Below are 22251 nucleotides of genomic sequence, written 5' to 3' on the forward strand. Positions count from 1 at the left end.
CCCTGGAGCCCCCGATGCTGTGCCCCCGCCCCCTTGTCCTCGCCCTGTCGCTGGCCTGTACCAGTGCCCTTCCGCTGCTGCCCGGCAGTGCCCACGCACAGACCGCCACCCGTACCTACAATCTGCCCGCACAACCGCTGGCGGCCGCGCTGGACGCCTACAGCCGGCTGACCGGAGTCGATCTGGTGATCGGCGCAGCGCTGCCCGCGGGCCATTCGGCGCCTGCGCTGCGCGGTGACTTCGACGATGCGCAGGCCCTGTCGCGCCTGTTGGCAGGCAGCGGCCTGCGCCCGCGCTTCGTCGATGCGCGTCGTGCCGCCCTGGAGCCGGCACCGGCTGAACGCGCCGATGGCAGCCGTCGCACTGGCCCGCTGCGGGTGCAGGGTACTACCGCACACGGTCAGGCACCGGGTGCCGGCGCCAGTCAATATGTACCGGCCACCCGCGATGGCTTTGCGCTCTCGGTGGGCAGCGAGCGCGTGGCGATGGCCGAACGCCAGGAAGGCAACAGCCTGCTGCGCTCGATGCCCGGCACCCACAGCTTCCATTCGCGCAGCCAGCCGGGCCTGCAGGTCAATATCCGCGGCATGACCGGTGCCGGCCGGGTCAACACCATGATCGACGGTGTCACCCAGACCTTCCGCAACAATGCCGGGCACGGCTCGGGCGGCCCGTTCGCCTATGTCGATCCCTTCCTGCTGGCCGGTGTGGACGTGCAGCGCGGTGCGGTCGCCGGTGGTGATGGCGCCGGCACGCTGGCCGGCAGTGCCAACTTCCGCACGCTGGACATCGACGATCTGCTCGGCGAGGGGCGCGACTGGGGCCTGCGTGCGGGCTACCGCCACGGCAACAACGGCTACGGCAGTGGCCGTACCTTCGCCGGTGCCTGGCGCCACAGCGAAGAGGGTGGCGACCGCCAGTTCGGCCTGCTGGCCGCCGCCAGCAGCAGCCGCAGCAGCGAATACGCGACCGCACGCGGGCAGAAGAACAACGCCGATCCGGGCAGCCAGCAGCCCAGCAGCTGGCTGTTGAAGGCGCGCCTGCAGCCCAGCGACCAGCATCGGCTGGACCTGAGCCACATGCGTTACGAAAACGACTTCTACCACAACTATCCGTGGCAGATTTCCGCGCGCAACCAGCGCGCCAGTTACCACTACACACCCTATTCGCCGTGGATCGACCTGCGTGCGACCTTCGCCAGCAACAAGACCCGGCTGTTCTACCCGCCGGTGGAGGACTCCAGCTACATCGGCCGCCGCACCCACAGCAGCCTTAGCAGCTGGACCGTGGACAACACCAGCCGCTTCGACATCGGTGCACTGCAGGCGCGCTGGAACACCGGCATCAAGCACCAATCGGACATCTATGTGGCCGATACGCCCATCCTGCGCGGTGCCAACCCGCAGGGTCGCAGCCAGCTGGACAGTGTGTTCAGCACGCTGGAGCTGCAGTACGACATCTATGCCCTGACCGCAGGACTGCGCCAGGACCGCTTCGGCATCCGTGGTCACATCCCGGTGTGCTCGGATGTGCCCGGCCAGTGCGCGGAGATCAATGGCGGCGACATCGACGTGCGTCGCACAGAGCGCGCACTCAGCCCGAGCCTGGCGGTTTCACTGCAGGCCACCGACTGGCTGCAGCTGTTCGCCGAGGTCTCGCGCACGTCGCGGCCGCCGCGCGTGCAGGAAATGTTCTTCGAGAAGATCCCGCTGGAGGACGCCAGCGTCGCCGACGGCATCGGCGCCAATCCGTTCCTGCGCCGCGAGCGCTCGCGCAACCTGCAGTTCGGCGCCAACCTCAGCACCGACTCGCTGCTGGTCGACGGTGACCTGGCACAACTGCGGGTCACCCGCTTCGACAACCGCATCCGCGACTACATCAAGCCGCAGTACCTGCTGATCGTGCATCCGCCGGAAGTGGAACCGTTCGTGGTGCCGATCGACAGCGATCCGCAGCTCAATGCCTGGACCGATGTGCTGGACGCCGACGACTTCAGCGCCACCACGCGCTGGATGAACCACCCCGGCGTGGTGCGCATGCGCGGCATCGAACTGGAAGCCCATTACGCCAGCGAGCACTACCACGCCACGCTGAGCTGGACCAGCTCGCGCACCAGCGCGCCGGCCATCGAGTTCGTCAACCTGGAAGACATCACCGCCCTGCCCGACCGCTACTGGACGCTGGACGTGGGCGGCCGCTGGTGGCAGCAGCGCGTGCAGGCCGGCCTGCGCGCCGAGTACTCCGGCCCGACCGAGGAAGGCTACGACTTCTTCCAGACCCGCAAGACCGGCGGCACCGGCGTGCTGCTGGACTTCTACGCCAGCTTCAAGCCCCAGCCGAACACCACGCTGTGGCTGAACATCGAAAACCTGCAGAACAAGGCCTATGACAACAATGCCTCGATCGACAGCATCTTCAGCCCGATCCTGGACCGCGGCAACGGCCGTGGCCGCACCATCTCGATGGGCGTCAATGTCGCGTTCTAGCCGCCACTGGCTGCCGCTGTGCCTGCTCGCGCTCGCGTCGATGGCCAGCGCGCAGCCGCTGCCCGGCAAGGTGGTCGACCTCGCCAATGGCCGGATCCTGGACGAATCTACGTTCGTACAACGCACTGCCGCCGCCCAGCGGTTGCTGCTGGGTGAACGGCATGACCTCGACAGTGATCATGCCGCCCAGCGCTGGCTGCTGCACGCGCTGCAGCAGCAGCGTCCACAAGGCGCGCTGGTGCTGGAGATGATTGCCAGCGAACGCCAGCCGCGCCTGCAGCGGGTGCAGCGCTGGCTGGCCAAGGGCAACCATGCCGACGGTGCACGCCTGCAGGAGCTGCTGGGCTGGGATACACGATGGCCGTGGACCGCCTACGGCGGGCTGGTGCAGGACGCCACCGTTGCCGGCATCCCCTTGTTCGGCGGCAATCTCGCGCGCGTCGAGGTCAACGCCCACCTGGCGTCCGCTGATGCAGTGCGGTTCCCGGTGCCCGCCGCCCACCAACGCCTGTCGGATGTGGTTCTGGCCCAGCACGCAGACGCGGCACCGATGCTGGAAGGGATGCTGGCCGTGCAACAGGCCCGCGACACGCGCATGGCACAGGTGCTGACCGCAGCACCCGCACCCGCGATGCTGGTAGCCGGTCGCTGGCATGTGCTGCGCGGCACCGGGGTGCCGGGCTACCTGCCACCGGATACGCCTGCGCTGGTGATCGCATTGGCTTCGCCGGATGAAACCGTCGGTGCTGCTGATGCCGATCTGCTGTGGGTGCTGGACGATGAGTGAGCGCGGCCAACACTGGCAGGCGATCGTGATCACCGTCGTCCTGCACCTGCTGCCCCTGCTGCTGTTGGTGCACTGGGTTGCAATGCCGCCGATGCTGCCACCGCCGGAGCAGGACATGCGCATCAGCCTGCGCCTGCTGGCACCGGCCACGCCGCCACAGCCCGTAGAGGAGCGCCAGGCCGATACCCCCAGCCAGGCGCAGCAGGCGCGTGCATCGCAACCGACCAAGTCGCCGCCACCACCGAAGCCCACCGCCGCGCGCGAGGGCGAGTTGGCCGCCAGCGAAACGGGCGGGACGGGTCGAAAGCCGCTGCCGGTCGCCCCGCCTGCGGCCGCGACCGATGCCAGTCCCGCACCGGCATCGATCACGGCCGCGCCGCCCGCTCCAGACGCGCCACCGGCGGACTTCCAGGCCGGCGCCGCCAGCGACCAGTGGGAAGCCCGCCTGATGGCGCGGCTGGAGCGTTACCGCTATTACCCTGCCGCCGCGCGCTCGCGCCGGCAGCAGGGCACTGCCTGGGTCAGGGCCAGCATCGACCGCGAAGGTCGCCTGCTGGCGCTGCGGCTGGAGCAGTCCAGTGGCCAGCCGATGCTCGATGACGCTGCGCTGCAGACCTTCCGTCGCGCGCAGCCGCTGCCGCCCATTCCCGATGAACTGAAGGCACCACAGGAACTGGTGGTGCCGGTGGAGTACTACCTGCGCTAGGCGGCGTAGGCCTCCGCCTCGATCTCGAACAGCATGCCGTCCAACGCCAGTCGCGGCACCGGGATCAGCGTGCAGGTGGGCGCCGCGCGGTTCGGCCAGCGCCGTCGCACCTGGTGGGCAATGATGCCCAGCCGGTCCTCATCGTGGTCGACCACCAGGATGCGCAGCCGCGCCACATCGGCCAGACTTGCCTGCGCCGATCGCAGCGCGGTCTGCAGGTTGTCCAGCGCCTGCCCGACCTGTTCTTCGAAGCTGGGCGAGAGGCGGCCCTGGGCATCCTCGCCGCCCTGCCCTGCGACATGGATCACCCGCGCCGGCAGGCGCACCACCGCCACGTGTGAGTAGCCGTTGGCCGAAGGATCGTAGAGGCCCGGTGGATTGAACAGTTCCAGCAGGCCATGGCTGAGGTCCGGTGTGGTCAGCAGGTTCATGCCGCGCGCCTCGTGGGGGATGCCGGCAGTCTGTGACCTCAACTCCGGTTGAGGTCAAATGGGTCCTGTGCAACAGAGTAGTCCGCCATGCGCAACGATCGCGCGTTTCCGTGGACTCGAGCCTGCTCGACTTCCACCGACCAGAAGCAGTCGAGCAAGCTCGACTCTACAGAAGCGTGGTCACGTCCACGCTGGGTCTGCGGTGAAATCAATGGTCAACCAGAACGTGCTGCCCCGTGCATCCAGCCGCACTGCAATCTCGTCACGCATCGCATCGACCTCGCCCACTGAACCCAGCGGCGTGGCCGGGTCGGCCAGCACGTGGATCTCGATGAAGCGCATCCGCCCCATCTTCGCCACATGGCTGGTGAAACCGGCATAGCCACGCTCGGCGACGAACGCCTGCATCACCCGCTGCACGCGCCGGTCCAGATCATCCGGTGCCACCTGCAGCACTTCGCGCATGGCCTTCCAGGCACCCCGCGCCGGCACCGGCAACACCGCCAGGCTGATCAACGCCAGCACGATCGAATCCAGGTACGGCACCCAGTGGTGCCACTCACCACCGTGCAGGACCAGCGCCAACACGAAGGCCAGCACCACCGCCAGGCTCATCAACCCGCCCAGCAGCCAGCCGCGCACATCCAGCCACAACAGCGCGGAGCGCAGATGCCGCGCCCGCTGCGCGACGAACGCCGCCATCGCCAGGTTGCTGGCACTCAGCAATGCCGCCCACCACAGCGCGGGCCCGAATTTCACTTCGTGCCCGCCCGTGGTCAAACCGATCACGGCGTTGGCCAACGCGTACACGCAGGCCAGCGACAGGATCACCCCGCCCAGCGCCTCGACCATCGGCTCCAGATGCCAGTAGCCGTACTGGAAGCGCGGGCTCTGTTCCCGCGCCACCAGCCGCAGCACCGACAACGACACCAGGGTCAGGGCGACGTCGACCAGGCTGTACACGCCGTCGAACAGGATGGCCTGCGATCCCACCAGCAGGCCACCGATGAAGCCGACCGCGCTGACCGCCAGGGTGACCCCGATCGAGAACTTCAGGATGCGTTGCTCGCGCGCAGTATCCATCGTTCGCCGAGGGGCCGACCGTTGCCGGTCAGGCCTTCAGCACCTCCACCTTGTACGAAACCGCATCACCCTCCTGCTCGATGATGAGCCCGTGCACGTCCGACTCGAAGCCCGGGAAACGCGCATTCTGCTCGCGGGCGATGCGCAGCGACTGGATGATCGGCTCGTCGCTGTCACCAAAACGCTCACCCGGCATGATGGTCGGGATGCCCGGCGGGTACGGCACCAGCATGGTCGCCGCAATGCGGCCACTGATCTGCTCGATGTCGACCCGTTCGATCTCGCCCTTCACAAGGTGGTTGTAGGCATCGGCCGGGGTCATCACCGGCGTCGGCAGATCCACGTACATCTCGCGCATCACCTTGGCCACGGCGAATTCCTGGTTGAACGCGTGCAGCGCGTCGCACAGGTCACGCAGGCCCCAGCCGGCGTAGGCATTCGGATAGTCGGCAGCCAGCGTCGGCAGTGCCTGGCTCAGCGGTGCGTTGCGGTCGTAGAGTTCCTTGAACGCCATCAGCTCGGTGACCAGGGTGCTCCACTTGCCCTTGGTGATGCCCATCGAGAACAGGAACAGCACCGAGTACAGGTTGGTCTTCTCCACGGTGATGCCGCGGCCCCACAGGAACTTGCTCAGCACCGCCGCCGGAATGCCCAGCTTGCCCATGCTGCCGTCCATCGCCAGGCCCGGGGTCAGCAGGGTCACCTTGATCGGGTCGATCAGCACATAGTCGTCGACCAGCTTCTCGAAGCCGTGCCAGTGCGCATCCGGCTGCAGGTACCACTCCTCGCGCTTGGCCACCATCGGTGCCGGCGTATCGCCCTTGTCCAGGCTGCGCTCGACCTGGGTCGGCTGCCACACGCTGAACCACCAGTCGTCGCGACCGAGGTCGTCGCGCACGTGCAGCATCGCGCGGCGGAAGGCGATGGCCTCGTCATGCATTTCCTGTACAAGCGAGCGGCCCGCGTCGCCTTCCATCATCTTCGAGGCCACGTCACAGGCCGCGATCACCCCGTAGTGCGGGCTGGTCGAGGTGTGCATCATGAACGACTCGTTGAAACGCTCGGCATCCAGGTTGCGCTGCGCCGAGTTGCGCACGTGGATCATCGACGCCTGCGAGAACGCGGCCAGCAGCTTGTGGGTGGAATGCGTGGTGAAGATGATCGCATCCTGCTCGCGCGGCTTGCCCTTGGCCATGCCGTAGTGGTTCTCGTAGAACGGATGGAACGCAGCATAGGCGTACCACGCTTCGTCGAAATGCAGGAAGTCGACCGCGCTGCCGATCTCGTCGGCGATCTTCTCGGCGTTGTAGCACAGGCCGTCGTAGGTCGAGTTGGTGACCACCGCGATGCGCGGCTTGGAGCCGGCCTTGTAGGCCTGGCTGGCCAGCGGGTTGGCAGCGATGCGCTGCTGCAGCGACTCCGGCGTGAACTGGTCCAGGCTGATCGGGCCGATGATGCCGTGCGCGTTGCGGCTGGGCGTGAAGTACACCGGCACCGCACCGGTCATGATCAGCGCGTGCAGCAGCGACTTGTGGCAGTTGCGATCGACGAACACCACGTCACCGCGCGCCACCGTGCCATGCCAGACGATCTTGTTGGCGGTGGAGGTGCCATTGGTGACGAAGAAGGTATGGTCGGCACCGAAGTTGCGTGCGGCCTCGTTCTCGGCGTCCTTGATCGGGCCGGTGTGATCGAGCAGCGAACCCAGTTCCGGCACCGAGATCGACAGATCGCTGCGCAGGGTGTTCTCGCCGTAGAACTGATGGAATGCACGACCGACCGGCGACTTGGTGAACGCCACGCCGCCGGCATGGCCTGGCGTGTGCCAGGAGTAGTTCGACTCGGCCGCATGGTGGATCAATGCCTTGAAGAACGGCGGCAGCAGGTTCTTCATGTAGTCTTCGGCCGCGCGCATCACCTGCCGCGAGATGAAGCTCTTGGTATCTTCGAACAGGAAGATGAAACCGTGGATGTACTTGAGCAGCTTGCTCGGCACCTTCTCGATGGTGCGGCGCTCGCCGTACAGGAACACCGGCAGATTGGCGCGGCGTGCGCTCTGCTCGCGCAGGAAGGCGGTCAGGCGCTGGAACTCGCCATCCACCTCTTCACTGCCGTCGATCGAGATCAGCACCGCCGAGGCCGCCACGTAGGTGCGGGCACCGGCGCGGGCATCATCCAGGTTCAGGCCGCACAGCACGCGCTGGTCGTTGCTGCGCAGCTCTTCCACCAGGGCGCGGATCAGGATGCCACCGATGCGCGGCGACTCGTAGTCGTTGTCGATGACAATGACCGGGTAATCCAGGGACTTGAAGTACACGTTGATTCTCCTTGACTAACTCAGGAACGCTGGGCGCCGGCGCTGATGGCCGATGCCTCGCGGGCGCGCTGCCGCTGCTGGCGGCGCTCCTCGCTGAAGAAGGGATAGAACACGGTGATGAACAGCACGAACAGGAAGGCGTACTGCACGATGGTTCCCGACGAGCCGTAGATCGCCCACAGGCAGTACACGACGGTCAGGCTGGTCAGTGTCCAGAACGCACCGGTGTGAACCAGGGTGTGCGAACGCTCGACCACGAAGTAGCAGGCCACGCACGAGTAGATGTAGGGCAGCAGGGTCAGCACCACCGCCGCCGATGTGATCACGTCGAACTGGGCCGACGCGGTTTCCGAGGTGGAGGTGACCAGCACCGCCAGGGTCATCAGCACCGCCACGATCAGCACGCCCTTGACCGGCACGTCGTCCTTGTTGGTCTTGCTGAAGATGCTCGGGAACAGGCCATCATCGGAGGCCGCCTTGGCACTCTGTGCGGTCAGCAGGATCCAGCCGCCCAGCGAACCGGCAGCGCCGATGAAGGCACACAGGCTCACCAGCGCGCCGCCCCAGCCACCGACGGCCTTGGCGGCAGCCAGTGCGAACGGAGCATCGGAGGTCTGCAGCTCGCCATTGGGCACCATGCCCATGATCACCGACGAACTGGCGATGTAGGCGATGGCAGCCAGGAACACGCCCGCCAGGGTGGCGCGGGCCACATTCTTTTCCGGATTCTCCACCACGCCGGCAGTCACCGAAGCGGATTCGACGCCGATGAAGGCCCACAGGGTCAGTGCCGCGGCACTGGAGATCGCGCCGAAGTTGGATTCACCGGACACGTTGTAGGCGCCCTTGAAGATGTCGGCATCGAAGAAGAACCAGCCGAAAATGGCGATGCCCAGAATCGGCACCAGCGCGAAGCTGGTGGTGACCGTCTGCACGCGGCTGACGAAGGCCGGGCCGATCATGTTGGCGAAGCTCAGCGCCCACACCAGCACCAACACCGCGATGCAGCGCACCAGCGGCTCGGACAGGATCGGGAAGAAGTAGCTGAAGTAGCCCACCGCCGCGATCGGGATGGCGACGTTGCCGATCCAGTTGGCGAACCAGTAGATGGTATTGGTCTGGAAGCCCATGTACGGCCCGAACCAGTCACGCGCATAGGCATAGGGGCCGCCCGCCTTGGGTGCCAGCTTGCCCAGCTTGGCGAACACGAAGGCCAGCAGCAGCGCACCGGCGGTGGTGATCAGCCAGCCCCAGATCGAGGCGGTGCCGATCTTGGCCAGACTGGACGGCAACAGGAACACGCCTGAGCCCATCATGTTGCCGGCGACGAGGAAGGTGGCTCCGACCACCCCGATTTTCTTTGCTTCTGCCATGACAATCTCCTGTACTGGCATGAGCCCGGTACAACCGGGCGTGGGGACGGTTACGCTGGCGTACGACCGCTGGCGCCTACTTGATGAAGTTGTATTGCAGACTGCCCTGCACCCGGACCGTGTCGCCGCGCGCGCCGCTCTGCTGTTCCAGGCGGCCGTACAGCAGCTCCATGCCCATCGTCCACGACGGTGCCGGGCTCCAGATCAGGTTGAACACGCCGTAGCGGCTCTGACGGAATGCGTCGGCTGCCAATGCAGCATTCCGCTCCAGGGTCAGCTGGCCGAAGATCAGGTTCGAACGCCACAGCTCGGACCAGTAGTGGGTGTAGCCAACGAACCCACCGTGCAGGTCCAGCGCATCAAGGCGGCCATCGGCACCGACCACCGCGTCCAGCCCGGAGCCGGTCAGGTCGGCGGTGTAACGGCTGAGGCCGCGCCCGCCGAGGGCACCGAACAGCAGCAGGTCGCGCTCGCCTACCGAGGCCGAACCGCTGAGTTGCAGGCCACCGGCCATACGCCGGTCGCGCTCGCCATCGCCGTCATAGGCCAGGCTGCGTGCCACCGCACCCAGCTGCAGGTGGCCCCAGTCGCGCTCCATGCGCGCGGTCACCGTCACGTCGGGCAGGCGGTTCACTGCCGCTCGCTCATCGCTGGCGCCGGCCAGTTCGGTCTTCGGATCTTCGGCGGCGACGGTCAGGGTGTTGCCCTTGCCCATCGCAAAGCTGTGGTGGATGCCTGCCACCAGCAGGTAGCCGGCACCGCCGGGACCTGCGAAGTCCAATGTATCGGGCAGGCTGTCCGGATCCATGAAGCTGGAGTAGCCGTAACCGGCATAGGTATTGCCGAGCTGGCCATAGGCATGGCGCAGCCGGAATTCGTAGCCGTCACTACTGCCGAAGAAGTCGTTCTCCAGGTAGAAGCGCAGGTTGCCGTGCGTGGTCGGACGTCGCGCCTCGAAACTGAAGCGGGTCTGCTTGGCATGGATGTTGAAGTTCGAGACATCACGATGACTGCCACCGACCGGCATCGACGAGGGAATGAACTGATCCTCATCCCCCGCTGCACGCGAATCGGCGATGGCATCGAGCTTGGCGTAGCCGCCGATACGGATCACCGTGTCAGTACCCGGAATGGCGAAGAAGCCCTTCAGATCCGGATCGGTCGGGCCGGCCGCACTGTCCGGTCGCGACGCGGCGGTGGACGGATCGGCCACCGATTCGCGCTGCGGCAGCACCGGCTGTGCCACGCCCGGTACCTGGGTGGGGTGCAGCAGGTTGGCAGTGCTGGCAGGCGCGACCACGGCGGCGGGTGCCTGTGCTGTAGCAGGCGCAACGGTTGCGTCGCGCTGCTCAAGGCGGTCCAAACGCTGCTGCATGCCCTCCAGCGCCTGCCGCATGGCCGCAATCTCACGACGCAGCGCCTGCGAGTCCTCCTTGTCATCCACCTGTGCATACGCCGGCGTGATCGCCAGTGCTGTCACACAGGCCAGGCTCAGTACCGCCACGCGCATTGCATCCTCCCTGGACGACCCCTGTTCGCAGCACGCAGACGGGACGCACGCATGCGCCACTCCGGCCTCGTGCTGCCGTTGCTGGAAATGCGGATACTGCGTCGACGACACCGGCCAGCCTGCGCATGGCAGGCAACAGGACGATCACACTGTCCTGCCCGCACCGATGTCGACGCCATCAAGGCCGCGCTGCCAGAGAGGTGGCGACCGCAACGGTCTGGGTAACAAGCACGGAGTGAGAGTGTCGTGAATGGCTGTGCCAGCCGACCCTGATCAGGGCGTGGCGAGCGCGGCATCCATCGCGCATTGACGCTGTATTCCATGCGTCACAGGCTAATCCGCCTGTCGTTTTTGGCCTTGATTGGAATCAAGGCGGGATGCTTGATGTCAGTCACGATTCAGACGTGACGATGAACCACTGTTGCGCGGGCCCGCAACCGCAATGCCCGCCATGGAATGCGACAGGCCCGCATGCTGCCATGCGGGCCTGCGCAATGTTTCATGGGGCTGGCGCCACTCAGCGCGGGCCAAGCACCGTCTGCAGATCGGCACCCTGCGGCAGACCCGCACGACGCTGCACCTGGCCCTGTGCGTCCTGGAACAGGATGCCCGGTGTGCCCTGGAAGCCCATCTCGATCATCAGCACCTGATTGGCGTCGAGCTTGCCAGCGATCTCGCGGCTGATGTTCGGCAGCGCCTTGATGCCACCGCGATCAAAATCGTGCTCGTTCTGCAGCAGCGCTGCGCTCGGGTCACGCGCGGCAAGGATCGCCGCGGCCTTGGCCGGGCTGTCCTCGCGGATCACGCCGACCATGATGTGACGCAGCTGCACCTTGCCGGCATCGACCCACGGCCGTGCCGCTTCCCAGAACTTGTGGCAGTACGGGCAGTTGGCATCGCTGAAGGTGTAGACCACGCGCGGCGCATCGGCCTTGCCATCACGCACCCAGGCGCTGGCTTCCAGCTTGGTCCACATCTTGGCCGACATCGGCGAAGCCACCAGCTTTTCAACGGCCTCAGCGGCTACATCGTTGCCCTCCGCATCGAACAGGCTGCCGACCAGTACGTGCTTGCCGTCAGCAGTGACATAGGCCGCTGCCGGCTGCTGGCCGCCGACCACGCCGGCGAAGCCCCGCAGGCCACCGGGGGCATCGAATTCTGCGACGACCTCGAAACCATGCTTCTCGATGCCCTTCAGCACCGCAGGGCGATCGCCCTTGTTGGCCGTGGCTGTGGCGCTCGCTGCCGGTGCCGCGGCGGTCTTGCCCGGTGGCGTCTGTGCCTGGCTGCAGGCGGCCAATGCCAGCAGGACCGGCAGCAACAGCACCGCAGGGGCGGTGCGCAGGGAAGTCGACAACATGGGAACTCCGTAGTGAGATGCCCGCGCAGGCTACCGCAGCCGGCGCAGTTTGTGTTCAAGACCGGCTGCCGTCAGTTCGCCCAGGTGCAGTTCACGCAGGCGCCCTTCGGCGTCGAAGAACAGGGTCGAGGGATAGGCCTGCACGCCCAGTACCGTGGATGCCGCAGCGTCATCGTCCAGCAATACGTTGCCCAGCAGGAGCCGTTCGCGCGCAACGAAACCCTGGACCTCCTCAAGGGTTTCACCCTGGTTGAGGAACACGAACTGCACGTCCGCATGCGCCTGCTGCGCCGCAGCCAGGACCGGCATCTCGCGCCGGCAGGGCCCGCACCAGGTCGCCCAGAGATTCAGCACCAGCGGTTTTCCCCGGAACTGCTGCAGATCAACCCTGCCCCCCTGCAGATCAGCAACCTGCAGTACCGGCAAGGGCATCTGCCGCTCCTGCCATGCGGACAGCAGCTGACTGCCGCCCGCCCATAGCAGCACACCCGCCAACGCTGCGCCCAGCACCGGGGCGCGCAACGCCCGCCATGGGCGCACCCGCCACAGCCCCCATGCCGATCCCGCAACCAGGACAACCACCAGGTGGTAGCCACCATCGGCAATCTGCAGAATGCTCCACGGCGCCTCGCGATACAGCGCGAAGTTCAAGGCCACGAAGCTGATGCGACCACACAGCAGGCCCACCAGCAGCATGTCCAGAACCATGCTGGGTGCAGAAGGCAGCGGCACGCCGTCCTTCCTGCGTGGCCATAGACGTGCCACGGCCATGGCAATCACTACGCACACGAGAATCAACACCACCGGCATCGGCACCGGCCCAACGCTCGACATCAGACCACCTGTTCAATCGTCCACTGACTGCATGGTCGAAGTGTCGCGCTCCGGTTGCAAGCGCGACGATGCCGCCGACATCAGGCCGCGCTGCGCCCCAGTTGCATCACCGACGGCGATTGCAGCCCGCGCAGGCTGCCTGCCACCGACGGCATCAAGGGCCGCTCGCGACGCTTGCTGCTGACGTGACGCCGATAGTTGGCCGGCGTCATGCCAACGATGCGCAGGAACAGCCGGCGGAAAGCACTCTGATCAGCGTAGCCGACACCCCACGCCACCTCATCGATACCCGCCCCCTGCTGCAGCAGGGTCTGCGCCTTGGCGATGCGCAGCCGTTGGCAGTATTCGATCGGCCGCAGGCCGGTGGCCTTGAGGAACCGCCGCTGCAGTGTGCGCGGCTCCAGCCCGGAGACCTCGCAGATCGCGGCAAGGGTGGCGCCGCGTGCCGCCGTGGTGTGCAGCCAGCGCTGTGCCTTCAGCACATCACGATCGCCATGTGCGAAGTTGGCGCTGAAGCGCTCCAGGTCCTGCTGGATCGTGGCGGGCACGGTGATGCCCAGTTGCTGTGCGACCGCACTGGCCACGCCCTGCCCGTGCAGCCGGTACAACAATCGCAGGCCAAGGAAGCGCCAGGCCTGGGCCCCACCGACCGTCAGCAGGTCACCGTCATCCACCAGCGCCCGCTCGCTCGGCACCCAGCTCGCGGCCTGCGCCTGCAGGCCTGGATGGCGCCCGAGATCGGGGCCACTGACCGTACGCCCGGCCAGCAACCCGGCACGTGCCAGCACGCTGACGCCATCACTGGCGGCGGCCAGCAGACTGCCGCCATCATAGTGCGCACGCAGCCAGTCCAGCAGGACCTCGTCCGCGCGCAGGCACGCGCCGGCACTGATCTGGCCGGGAACCGCGATCACAGCCGGGATGGCCGCATCGAGCATTTCCGCACCCGCAATACGATGCACCCCGGTCTGGCTGGCCGGCACGATCCAGCGGGTGACCAGCACCCGCTTGAACGGCCGACGCTGCTGCTGGGCAAGGCGATTGGCAACGTGCGCCATTTCGGCCAGTACGGAGGCGGCAGACGGATCACCTCCCGGGTATTCAACCACCGCGATCTCGACGAATCCTTCGTTCCTGAATCCTTCCACAGACCACCTCCTCGGTTCGTTGCAGGCCATCGAACGGCCGGTTCAGGCGAAGGGTAGGAACTGGTCCATCGGCGGGGCTATGAAGAAAGTTGCAAAGTGCGCTGAATGCGCGCACCCGGGCCAAGCCTTGACTCTCGACCAGACTCCAGGCTTCACAATGGTCGGCAGCCCCTGCAGGAATCCGCCATGAACATTGGACAACTGGCCCGCCAGGCGGGCGTACCGATCGATACGGTGCGCTACTACGAACGACAGCAGCTGCTGCCGACCGCGGCCCGCTCGGCGGGTGGCTACCGCATCTTCGGCGAGCAGGACCTGCGCCGGCTGCGATTCATCCGCCGCGCCAAGGCGCTGGGCTTCAGCCTTGAAGAGATCGGCGAGCTGCTCGCATTGAGCGATCGCCATTCGCAGGACATGGGCAGCGTGCGCGACACCGCGCAGGCGCGCCTGCAGGACATCGCACAGCGGATGGCGGAGCTGCAACGCATGCACACTGCACTTTCGCTGCTGGTCGACGCCTGCCCAGGTCACGGCGCGCTGGACCAGTGCCCGATCCTGGCGGCACTGACCGACGACACTGCACAGGCGAAAGGCGACTGACATCGGCTTCGCAACGCACGTGAAGAAAAGTGCAACAAATGCTTGCCAACCCCCTGGGGCAAGGCTATTATTTCGCTCCTCAGCGACGTGGGGCCATAGCTCAGCTGGGAGAGCGCCTGCATGGCATGCAGGAGGTCAGCGGTTCGATCCCGCTTGGCTCCACCAATCTTTCGGCATTAGGCCGTCGAAAGGTCGCTAAAGAACATTGATGAGAATTGCGTCCCCATCGTCTAGAGGCCTAGGACATCACCCTTTCACGGTGGCGACCGGGGTTCGAATCCCCGTGGGGACGCCACTCATCACGAACAACGAGGACCCGGCCGATAACCGGGTCTTTTTTGTTCACCGCCTACCGGCATTCAGGTTGTGGCGTTGCGGTTCCCCTGCCCTCGTGGCCGCGGTTGAACCGGAACGAAAAAAGCTCAAAAAAAGCTTCCACAAACGTGAACACGCAGGTATGATAGGCGGCTCGGTAACACGGGGCCATAGCTCAGCTGGGAGAGCGCCTGCATGGCATGCAGGAGGTCAGCGGTTCGATCCCGCTTGGCTCCACCACTTTCGACATTAGGCCGTCGAAAGTTCTACAACTTGAAGTTTTTCGTGCGTCCCCATCGTCTAGAGGCCTAGGACATCACCCTTTCACGGTGGCGACCGGGGTTCGAATCCCCGTGGGGACGCCAGTTTCAAAACGGACTCTGCTCCCGGCAGATCATCCGGAGTTTCATTGGGGCCATAGCTCAGCTGGGAGAGCGCCTGCATGGCATGCAGGAGGTCAGCGGTTCGATCCCGCTTGGCTCCACCACTTCGACATTAGGCCGTCGAAGGATCTACAACTTGAAGTTTTCGTGCGTCCCCATCGTCTAGAGGCCTAGGACATCACCCTTTCACGGTGGCGACCGGGGTTCGAATCCCCGTGGGGACGCCAATTCTTTAAAACCCCGGCTTCGGCCGGGGTTTTTCTTTGCCTGTGATTCCTGGGAAGGCCCTATCCACGCATGGCGCGGATCTACTGCAGGGCCGGGATGGATCCGGCGGCCGGTTGGCCCAGTAGATCCACGCCATGCGTGGATGGCTTCAACTCGGCCACACCTCAGAACCGGCGATACATCCCGATCGATGCAGGTGCGGTGGGTGCGAAACCAAACTGCGCGTACAACCGGTGCGCTTCACCATCCGCCAGAAGGCTGACGTATGCCGACGGCGGCAGGTTCGCCTGCATCCAGCCCTCCAGGCGACGCATCACTTCCTTGCCCAGGCCCTGACCCTGCAGGCGCGGCAACACAGCGATATCGCAGACCTGCAGGTGGCAGCCCCCATCGCCGACGATGCGCCCCATCGCCACCAGCTCGTTACCCTGGTAGGCACACACTCCATACAGGGTATTGGGCAGCGCGCGTGCCGCCGCCTCCTGGCTCTTGGCACTGAGGCCCGCCAGCACACGCAGCTGGCAATAGTCTTCGACCGTGGGCACGGCGTCGCGGAACTGGCAGGCGACGGAATCATTCATGCGCTATCTCCCTGTAGGTCGGGCTATCCTGCCTCATCCATGTCGCAGCTGCTGCGACCCACGCCCGCAGAGTTCCCATGTGCTATTCCGCCCTCATCCGCGCCGACTACGCCAAGCTGGTGCGCGAGTTCGGCGCCATCCTGTCGTTGGAAGAATTCGCGGAGCTGTACGCGCACGATCCTGGCAAGAAGCGCCCCAGAACTCCCAAGGCGATGGATGACGGCTTCGCCGGCGCGCGCACCGAGCAGGGCCGCGACATCGTCGCGAAAATCCAGCAGTGGCATGCGCAGGAACGCCAGGATCTGGAAGCGGAGCTGGCCCGCCAGCGCGAGCGACGCGATATTGCCAATGCCACGCTGGCGACCCGCCCCACCCAGAAGGCACGCAACGACCTGCGCGTGGCCGGCAACCGCATCGATCGTGCGCAGGCTCGGCTGGAAGATCTGCACCGGGTGCAGCTGCTGCCGCGCGACAACCGTATTTTCCCCGGTACCTACGCACCGGTGATGGTCAGCGAGAGCGGCAAACGCGTGATCAAGCCGATGCGCTACCAGTGCCGGCTGCCGGACAAGCCTGCGCGCAACGACGTGCTATATCCGGGCACCTACAACGCGCGGCGCGACAGCCTGGAAGGCTATTGGCGCGGTGCGTTCGGGCTGCGCCACGGCGTGGTGGTGGTGCAGGCGTTCTATGAGCACGTGCCACGCCACGCCATCGCCTGCCGTACGCTGGGTGCCGATGAGAAGGATCAGGACGTGGTGCTGGAGTTCCGGCCCGATCCCCCGCGCGACCTGCTGCTGGCCTGCCTGTGGGCGGAATGGGAAGGACCGGAAGGTCGCCTCCTGTCATTTGCCACGATCACCGACACGCCTCCGCACGACGTCGCCGCTGCGGGCCATGACCGCGGCGTCGTTCCCATCCGCAAGGAACACCTCGATGCCTGGCTCAATCCCGATCCGGATGACCTGGCGCGGCAGTACCGCATCCTCGACGACCGCGAGGAGATCCGCTACGTATACGAAGAAGCGGGCTGAACACCGCGCACAGATGAAAAACCCCGCCTGGGCGGGGTTCATGGATCAGGGATTGCCGCCGCACATCGCCTCTTCGCAGAAGGCCTGTTCCTGCAGGCATTGTTCGACCTCTCCACCCCGCGCGATGCAGCTCTTGTAGAGCTGGAAACAGGGCTGGCCACACCACGCAGCAGAGGCCGTACCACCGAAGACCGCCATCGAAAGGACACCCGCAGCTACCATGCGCTTGATCCACTTCTTCATGCCACTCTCCTTGTAGGCCTGAGCATTCAGGCCCGGGCAGGATACGCCCACCGCTTCAGCACGCGCCAATCAGGCGCTGGCGCTGGCGCGGCCCACTGCGCGTACCAGCGCCTGGCTCAGATCTGCCGAGAGATAGGGCTTGACCAGCAGCACGCCGGCCAGCATCGGCTCGGGCAGCTGCTCGGCCTGCATCCCGGTGGCCAGCACGAACGGCACTCCGCGCGCCGACAGTGCCGCAGCCACCGGCTCGCTGGTCTCATTGCGGGCCAGGCGGTAATCGAGCAGGGCCACGTCCGGGGTCGACGCCTGCAGCAGGCGCAGCGCTTCAGCCACGCTCGCGGCCAGCCCCACCACCGTCGCACCGGCATGCACCAGCTGCATCTGCAGCAGTGCGGCACTCATCTCGTCGTTCTCGACCACCAGCACCCTCAGGTCCTGCAACACTGTCATCGGCTACCGCTCCTGGAGGCATTCAAGCCGACGCAGTATAGCCATGACAGGGCCGAAGCCGACAGGACGCGCCCCGATCGGCCTCCCCACTATGAAAGCCGTGCCGACCTCGGTTACACTCGCACGCTGCCTGCCGGTGTGGCGGAATGGTATACGCAGCTGACTCAAAATCAGCCGGGGGTGACCCCATGAAGGTTCGAGTCCTTTCACCGGCACCACTGCATCAAAGGCCAGGTCCCCGACCTGGCCTTTTGCATTTTCAGGACCGGAGCGCCAACACTGGCGACGATGCCAACGCCCGCCCTGCCCACGCTCCCCGCCACCCTGCCCGCACGGCTGCGTCCACTGCACGTGGATGATGCTGCCGCCTGGGCCCGTTATCTCTCGCTGCCGGGCGTGACCGAGCACACCAGCTGGGGCGACGTTTCCGAAAGGGCACTGCGTTGCCAGATCGCCGGTTACCTGCCCACGGCAACGGACCAGCGCTGGGCGCTGGTGGGCGCCGACAGCCAGCTGATCGGCACCGTTGGCCTGAACGGAATCGACCTGTCGCATGGCCGCGGCGAACTTGCCTATGATCTCGATCCGCGCTGGCAGGGTCAGGGACTGGCCACGCACGCAGCACGCGCGGTGCTCGAATGGGGCCATGCCGCACTCGCTCTGGTCCGAATCCAGGCGACTGTCCTGGACAGCAACGCCCGCTCGATCGCCGTGCTGGAACGCATCGGCATGCAGCGCGAAGGCCTGCTGCGCGCTTACCGGCGGGTTCGAGGACAGCCCCGTGACTTCTGGATGTACGCCCGCGTCGAAGGCTCCGCGTCACCATGCTGAAACACAACTGCGACTTCCGGCAAGCTTTGGAATAGACGCAGCGCACACTTTTCTTGCAAGCCACACGTGCTTCTGCCTATCGTGATCCCAGCCGGAGCTGGGGGCGGGGGAATGCATGACGTTGCGTGCGGCACTGTTTTTTCTGGTCACGCACGCGCTCGTCATTGCCTTTGTTGGCCCGCAGGACCCGGTCGGCTCCTACCTGATGCTGATCACTGCGCCGTTGCTGGCTGCACTGGCCTGCGTGCGGCGTGCGCGTGACAGCCGCCAGGCGGCCTGCAAATGGCGGACGCTGGGCGCTGCCGTGGGCCTGTTCTCGCTGGCCCTGCTCGCCCTGCTGTACCGCAATGTGGCCGGCCTCGATCCTGCGCAGATGACCGTGTCTTCGCTGATCCTGTACGTGTTCTACCGCATCCCCCTGACCTACGTGGCCGCCAGCCCGGGCGGCGGCAACCGCTGCATCCGCGCGGTGGACCTGCTGATCATCGCACTGCTGTGGCTGCTGTACTTCGGGCACACGCGGGCGATGGCGCATTTCAACGCCGCATTGTGGACGCAATGCCTGAACGCCATGAGCAACCTACAGAACAGCCTGGTGTTCTGCTTCGCGCTGATCCGCTTCCTGGCCGAGGACAATCCCGACCGCCGCGATTTTTTCCGGACACTTGCGATCTACGCGCTGGGCTATTTCCTGCTGGCGTTCTACATCAACACCTACCAGCCGCAGCTGCCTGACGGCAACTGGGGGGACCTGCTGATCAGCGGACTGTTCGTGGTGCTGGCCGTCATGGCCGCCAGCAAGCGCCGCTATCCGGCGGTGGAGGTATCGCGCAGCCTGCGCCACATCGTCGACGCCGGCGTGCCGTTGATGCTGCCCTTGCTGCTGATGATGGTGGCGCTGCTGGTCGCGCGCCTGCAGCCCACCCTGGCCACGGTGGGCTTCATTGGTGCCATGCTCGGTTATGCCCTGCGCAGCGTGCTGAGCCAGGTGGAGATCCAGCGCCAGCGCGATGAGCTGGAAACGCTGGCGCGGCGCGATCCGCTGACTGGGCTGGGCAACCGCCGCAGCTTCGACGAATCTCTTGGCAATGCCCGTGGCCGCGCACGCCGCCAGGGACTCGGGCTGGCGGTACTGATGATCGACATCGACCACTTCAAACGGCTCAATGACACCTATGGCCATCCGGAGGGCGATCGTCGCCTGCAGTCGGTCGCCGCCATTCTTGATGGCTGCCTGCAACGGGGTGACGATCTGCTGGCGCGCTATGGCGGCGAAGAATTCATCGCCGCCCTACCCTCGCCCGATGCCGCCCACGCACTGGGCCTGGGCGAACGGCTGCGCGCTTCGGTTGAAGCCGCAGCCCTGCCCGCCCCCGAGGCCACCGTTACCATCAGCATCGGCGTGGCCTGGCAGGCACCCGGCGAAGACCGCGATCCGCGCGACCTGGTCGAACGCGCCGACCAGGCCCTGTATCGCGCCAAACATGCCGGTCGCAACTGCGTACGCGGCGACACCGATAGCAAGGAAGACCCGTCCGGTCGCCGCGCCTAGACCGCGTGCAGCCCCGCTGTTCCGTGCCGGTGCCCGGCCCCGCCCTGCACGCGGAAACTGGCCACGGTCTGCAGCAGCTGCGCCGACTGCTCTTCCATGCTCCGCGCCGCCGCCGACGCCTCCTCGACCAGGGCCGCGTTCTGCTGGGTGCCCTGATCGATCAGGTCGACCGCATGATTCATCTGCTGGATATCGTCGCTCTGCTGCTGCGAGGCCGTGCTGATTTCAGTCATCAGGTCACTGACCCGGCGCACGTTGGTCACGATTTCATCCATGGTACGGCCCGCGCTCTCAACCTGCGCCGTGCCGGCGCCCACATTGGCAACCGACTCATCGATCAGGTGCTTGATCTCCTTGGCTGCGCTGGCCGAACGCTGCGACAGCTCGCGGATCTCAGTGGCGACCACGGCAAAGCCGCGGCCATGTTCACCGGCACGCGCAGCCTCCACCGCTGCGTTCAGCGCGAGAATGTTGGTCTGGAAGGCGATGCCGTCGATCACTCCGATGATGTCGACGATGCGCCGCGACGAGGCATTGATCACCGCCATCGTCTCGACCACTTCATGCACCACAGTGCCGCCTCGAGCGGCGACGTCGGCCGCTCCACCGGCCAGCTGGCTGGCCTGGCGCGCGTTGGTGGCCGTGCGCTGCACGGTCTCGGCCAGGCCTTTCATCGACACAGCGGTTTCCTCCAGCGAGGCCGCCTGCTGCTCGGTACGCTGCGAGAGGTCGCTGTTGCCCTGTGCGATTTCGGTCGCGCCGACTGCGATGGTGTCCGCGGCGAACTTGATCTGGCCGATGATCGCGGCCATCGCCTCGACCAGCGAATTCACGCCTTCGCACAGTTCGGCGATCGACCCGTTCTTGTCGGCGGTGGCCACGCGCTGGGTCAGATCGCCCTGCTTGGCGGCAGCCACCACCTCGCGGGTCTGCGCCACGGCGCGCTGCATGGCCTGGTTCTCGTGCACCTGCGCGGTGATGTCGGTGGCGTACTTGACGACCTTGAACGGCTTGCCATTGAGGTCCAGGATCGGGTTGTAGGATGCCTGGATCCAGACCTCGCGCCCGCCCTTGCCCAGGCGCCGATACTGGCCGGCGTCATATTCGCCGCGCCCGAGCTTCTCCCAGAACTGGCGATACTCGACGCTGCTGCGATGCTCAGGCTCGACAAACAACGAATGGTGCTGCCCGCGCACTTCGTCCAGGCTGTAGCCGGTAGCGGCCAGGAAATTGTCATTGGCCGACAGGATGCGGCCATCCATGCTGAACTCGATCACCGCCTGCGATTTGGCGATCGCGGCCAGTTGCCCCGCCGAGTCGGCCGCCTGCAGCTTCTGCGCGGTGATGTCGGTCGCGAACTTGACCACCTTGTACGGCCGCCCCTGGCGGTCCAGCACCGGGTTGTACGAAGCCTGGATCCAGATCTCGCGCTGACCTTTGCCGAAGCGGCGGTACTGTCCGGCGTCATATTCGCCACGCCCCAGGCGTACCCAGAAGTCGCGGTATTCCGCGCTGCGCGCCTGCTCGGGGTCGACGAACAGGGAGTGATGCTTGCCCTGGATCTCCTCCAGCCGGTAACCCATCGCCTGCAGGAAATTGTCATTGGCCCGCAGGATGGTGCCGTCGAGCGCGAACTCGATGACGGCCTGCACGCGATGCAGCGCGGCCACCTGCGCTTCCAGCTCGGTGCGGTCGGTCATCGCCGCCTCTGTGCTGGTGCGTTGCTGCGGCGCCAGCACGCCAAGCAGCGCACGCCACGGCGACCAACGGGTATGCAGCTCGGCCGGCGCCTGCGCGCCTGCCGTGAAGCCTGGAATGAGCATTGTCTGATCCTCGGTGTCCGGTAAGCGGTTGTGACCCGACGGGCGGGATGCCCGGCGGCAACATCAGTTGCCAGGGACTACAGGTGCCAACGGGCACCTCTCGAGCGACTGCCAAGAACGTCTGCTGCGGGTGCGATCGGCATCTGGAAGCGGCGGAACACACTGCGCGGACCGCC

19 protein-coding genes and 7 tRNA genes are annotated in these 22251 nt (G+C 66.0%); 14 read left to right on the top strand and 12 right to left on the bottom strand.

Features of this window, described 5'->3' with window-relative positions; all coding sequences use genetic code 11:
- The first annotated feature begins 14 nt into the window (after positions 1-14).
- Genes ACZK3J_RS13865 through ACZK3J_RS13875 form a run of 3 tightly spaced genes read left to right on the top strand, consistent with a single transcriptional unit; the run spans position 15 to position 3979 of the window.
- The gene (locus ACZK3J_RS13865; RefSeq protein WP_478475972.1) at positions 15-2486 is read left to right on the top strand and encodes a TonB-dependent receptor; all 2472 of its coding nucleotides are present in this window, start codon (positions 15-17) and stop codon (positions 2484-2486) included.
- Positions 2473-3273, top strand: a complete 801-nt coding sequence (locus tag ACZK3J_RS13870; RefSeq protein WP_478475973.1) for a ChaN family lipoprotein — start codon at positions 2473-2475, stop codon at positions 3271-3273. Before ACZK3J_RS13865 ends, ACZK3J_RS13870 begins: the two co-directional genes overlap by 14 nt.
- Positions 3266-3979: an energy transducer TonB family protein gene (locus tag ACZK3J_RS13875; RefSeq protein ID WP_277778532.1), complete on the top strand. Its 714-nt coding sequence runs from the start codon at positions 3266-3268 to the stop codon at positions 3977-3979. Before ACZK3J_RS13870 ends, ACZK3J_RS13875 begins: the two co-directional genes overlap by 8 nt.
- Here ACZK3J_RS13875 and ACZK3J_RS13880 read toward each other — a convergent pair.
- The 8 genes from ACZK3J_RS13880 to ACZK3J_RS13915 all read right to left on the bottom strand — a co-directional run bounded on the left by ACZK3J_RS13880 (position 3976) and on the right by ACZK3J_RS13915 (position 14035).
- Positions 3976-4410, bottom strand: a complete 435-nt coding sequence (locus ACZK3J_RS13880) for a RidA family protein (protein ID WP_134951330.1) — start codon at positions 4408-4410, stop codon at positions 3976-3978. The two genes, ACZK3J_RS13875 and ACZK3J_RS13880, sit on opposite strands and share 4 nt — an antisense overlap.
- A gap of 180 nt (positions 4411-4590) precedes the next feature.
- Positions 4591-5493, bottom strand: a complete 903-nt coding sequence (locus ACZK3J_RS13885; RefSeq protein ID WP_049398424.1) for a cation diffusion facilitator family transporter — start codon at positions 5491-5493, stop codon at positions 4591-4593.
- Between the two features lie 28 nt (positions 5494-5521).
- Entirely contained in the window at positions 5522-7810 is a 2289-nt protein-coding gene (locus ACZK3J_RS13890; RefSeq protein WP_478475974.1) for an Orn/Lys/Arg family decarboxylase, read from the bottom strand.
- A gap of 20 nt (positions 7811-7830) precedes the next feature.
- Entirely contained in the window at positions 7831-9183 is a 1353-nt protein-coding gene (adiC, locus tag ACZK3J_RS13895) for an arginine/agmatine antiporter (protein WP_006461445.1), read from the bottom strand.
- A 76-nt stretch (positions 9184-9259) separates the two neighbouring features.
- Positions 9260-10693, bottom strand: coding sequence for a DcaP family trimeric outer membrane transporter (locus ACZK3J_RS13900; RefSeq protein ID WP_277778534.1), 1434 nt, complete (start codon positions 10691-10693; stop codon positions 9260-9262).
- Positions 10694-11210: 517 nt separating this feature from the next.
- Positions 11211-12053 carry a thiol:disulfide interchange protein DsbG gene (gene dsbG, locus ACZK3J_RS13905; RefSeq protein ID WP_049422839.1) on the bottom strand — a complete coding sequence of 281 codons (843 nt, stop codon included), beginning with the start codon at positions 12051-12053 and terminating at the stop codon, positions 11211-11213.
- A gap of 30 nt (positions 12054-12083) precedes the next feature.
- The gene (locus tag ACZK3J_RS13910) at positions 12084-12887 is read right to left on the bottom strand and encodes a TlpA disulfide reductase family protein (protein ID WP_049461604.1); all 804 of its coding nucleotides are present in this window, start codon (positions 12885-12887) and stop codon (positions 12084-12086) included.
- Positions 12888-12967: 80 nt separating this feature from the next.
- A complete protein-coding gene (locus tag ACZK3J_RS13915; RefSeq protein WP_032129381.1) occupies positions 12968-14035 on the bottom strand; it encodes a GlxA family transcriptional regulator in 1068 nt (355 codons plus the stop codon).
- 186 nt (positions 14036-14221) lie between these two features.
- On the opposite strand from ACZK3J_RS13915, the gene ACZK3J_RS13920 reads away from it, so the two are divergent.
- The 7 genes from ACZK3J_RS13920 (at position 14222) to ACZK3J_RS13950 (ending at position 15560) form a co-directional block, all read left to right on the top strand.
- Positions 14222-14635 carry a heavy metal-responsive transcriptional regulator gene (locus ACZK3J_RS13920; protein ID WP_049461605.1) on the top strand — a complete coding sequence of 138 codons (414 nt, stop codon included), beginning with the start codon at positions 14222-14224 and terminating at the stop codon, positions 14633-14635.
- 89 nt (positions 14636-14724) lie between these two features.
- Positions 14725-14800: transfer RNA gene (locus tag ACZK3J_RS13925), tRNA-Ala, on the top strand.
- Positions 14801-14854: 54 nt separating this feature from the next.
- Positions 14855-14930: transfer RNA gene (locus ACZK3J_RS13930), tRNA-Glu, on the top strand.
- 184 nt (positions 14931-15114) lie between these two features.
- A tRNA-Ala gene (locus tag ACZK3J_RS13935) sits at positions 15115-15190 on the top strand.
- Positions 15191-15239: 49 nt separating this feature from the next.
- A tRNA-Glu gene (locus ACZK3J_RS13940) sits at positions 15240-15315 on the top strand.
- Positions 15316-15361: 46 nt separating this feature from the next.
- A tRNA-Ala gene (locus tag ACZK3J_RS13945) sits at positions 15362-15437 on the top strand.
- 47 nt (positions 15438-15484) lie between these two features.
- Positions 15485-15560: transfer RNA gene (locus tag ACZK3J_RS13950), tRNA-Glu, on the top strand.
- Between the two features lie 165 nt (positions 15561-15725).
- Here the strand turns inward: ACZK3J_RS13950 and ACZK3J_RS13955 are convergent.
- Complete coding sequence (locus tag ACZK3J_RS13955; protein WP_010484960.1) at positions 15726-16142, bottom strand: GNAT family N-acetyltransferase; 417 nt, start codon at positions 16140-16142, stop codon at positions 15726-15728.
- Between the two features lie 77 nt (positions 16143-16219).
- On the opposite strand from ACZK3J_RS13955, the gene ACZK3J_RS13960 reads away from it, so the two are divergent.
- A complete protein-coding gene (locus tag ACZK3J_RS13960) occupies positions 16220-17176 on the top strand; it encodes an SOS response-associated peptidase family protein (protein WP_049461923.1) in 957 nt (318 codons plus the stop codon).
- A 45-nt stretch (positions 17177-17221) separates the two neighbouring features.
- On the opposite strand, the gene ACZK3J_RS13965 is transcribed toward ACZK3J_RS13960, so the two are convergent.
- On the bottom strand, positions 17222-17419 hold the full coding sequence (locus tag ACZK3J_RS13965; RefSeq protein WP_010484956.1) for a hypothetical protein: 198 nt from the start codon (positions 17417-17419) through the stop codon (positions 17222-17224).
- A gap of 69 nt (positions 17420-17488) precedes the next feature.
- Positions 17489-17869: a response regulator gene (locus tag ACZK3J_RS13970; RefSeq protein ID WP_032129385.1), complete on the bottom strand. Its 381-nt coding sequence runs from the start codon at positions 17867-17869 to the stop codon at positions 17489-17491.
- 132 nt (positions 17870-18001) lie between these two features.
- On the opposite strand from ACZK3J_RS13970, the gene ACZK3J_RS13975 reads away from it, so the two are divergent.
- The 3 genes from ACZK3J_RS13975 to ACZK3J_RS13985 all read left to right on the top strand — a co-directional run bounded on the left by ACZK3J_RS13975 (position 18002) and on the right by ACZK3J_RS13985 (position 20252).
- A tRNA-Leu gene (locus ACZK3J_RS13975) sits at positions 18002-18087 on the top strand.
- A 70-nt stretch (positions 18088-18157) separates the two neighbouring features.
- On the top strand, positions 18158-18700 hold the full coding sequence (locus ACZK3J_RS13980) for a GNAT family N-acetyltransferase (RefSeq protein WP_049422421.1): 543 nt from the start codon (positions 18158-18160) through the stop codon (positions 18698-18700).
- A 115-nt stretch (positions 18701-18815) separates the two neighbouring features.
- Entirely contained in the window at positions 18816-20252 is a 1437-nt protein-coding gene (locus tag ACZK3J_RS13985) for a GGDEF domain-containing protein (RefSeq protein ID WP_478475975.1), read from the top strand.
- On the opposite strand, the gene ACZK3J_RS13990 is transcribed toward ACZK3J_RS13985, so the two are convergent.
- Positions 20249-22075: a methyl-accepting chemotaxis protein gene (locus tag ACZK3J_RS13990; protein ID WP_049461921.1), complete on the bottom strand. Its 1827-nt coding sequence runs from the start codon at positions 22073-22075 to the stop codon at positions 20249-20251. The two genes, ACZK3J_RS13985 and ACZK3J_RS13990, sit on opposite strands and share 4 nt — an antisense overlap.
- Positions 22076-22251 lie beyond the last annotated feature (176 nt).

This window comes from Stenotrophomonas sp. 86428_Sma (assembly GCF_056481585.1).

Coding starts and splice junctions, on each gene's coding strand:
- ACZK3J_RS13865 (WP_478475972.1), top strand. CDS start 15: ATGCTGTGCCCCCGCCCCCTTGTCCTCGCCCTGTCGCTGGCCTGTACC.
- ACZK3J_RS13870 (WP_478475973.1), top strand. CDS start 2,473: ATGTCGCGTTCTAGCCGCCACTGGCTGCCGCTGTGCCTGCTCGCGCTC.
- ACZK3J_RS13875 (WP_277778532.1), top strand. CDS start 3,266: ATGAGTGAGCGCGGCCAACACTGGCAGGCGATCGTGATCACCGTCGTC.
- ACZK3J_RS13880 (WP_134951330.1), bottom strand. CDS start 4,410: ATGAACCTGCTGACCACACCGGACCTCAGCCATGGCCTGCTGGAACTG.
- ACZK3J_RS13885 (WP_049398424.1), bottom strand. CDS start 5,493: ATGGATACTGCGCGCGAGCAACGCATCCTGAAGTTCTCGATCGGGGTC.
- adiC (WP_006461445.1), bottom strand. CDS start 9,183: ATGGCAGAAGCAAAGAAAATCGGGGTGGTCGGAGCCACCTTCCTCGTC.
- ACZK3J_RS13900 (WP_277778534.1), bottom strand. CDS start 10,693: ATGCGCGTGGCGGTACTGAGCCTGGCCTGTGTGACAGCACTGGCGATC.
- dsbG (WP_049422839.1), bottom strand. CDS start 12,053: ATGTTGTCGACTTCCCTGCGCACCGCCCCTGCGGTGCTGTTGCTGCCG.
- ACZK3J_RS13910 (WP_049461604.1), bottom strand. CDS start 12,887: ATGTCGAGCGTTGGGCCGGTGCCGATGCCGGTGGTGTTGATTCTCGTG.
- ACZK3J_RS13920 (WP_049461605.1), top strand. CDS start 14,222: ATGAACATTGGACAACTGGCCCGCCAGGCGGGCGTACCGATCGATACG.
- ACZK3J_RS13955 (WP_010484960.1), bottom strand. CDS start 16,142: ATGAATGATTCCGTCGCCTGCCAGTTCCGCGACGCCGTGCCCACGGTC.
- ACZK3J_RS13960 (WP_049461923.1), top strand. CDS start 16,220: ATGTGCTATTCCGCCCTCATCCGCGCCGACTACGCCAAGCTGGTGCGC.
- ACZK3J_RS13965 (WP_010484956.1), bottom strand. CDS start 17,419: ATGAAGAAGTGGATCAAGCGCATGGTAGCTGCGGGTGTCCTTTCGATG.
- ACZK3J_RS13970 (WP_032129385.1), bottom strand. CDS start 17,869: ATGACAGTGTTGCAGGACCTGAGGGTGCTGGTGGTCGAGAACGACGAG.
- ACZK3J_RS13980 (WP_049422421.1), top strand. CDS start 18,158: ATGCCAACGCCCGCCCTGCCCACGCTCCCCGCCACCCTGCCCGCACGG.
- ACZK3J_RS13985 (WP_478475975.1), top strand. CDS start 18,816: ATGACGTTGCGTGCGGCACTGTTTTTTCTGGTCACGCACGCGCTCGTC.
- ACZK3J_RS13990 (WP_049461921.1), bottom strand. CDS start 22,075: ATGCTCATTCCAGGCTTCACGGCAGGCGCGCAGGCGCCGGCCGAGCTG.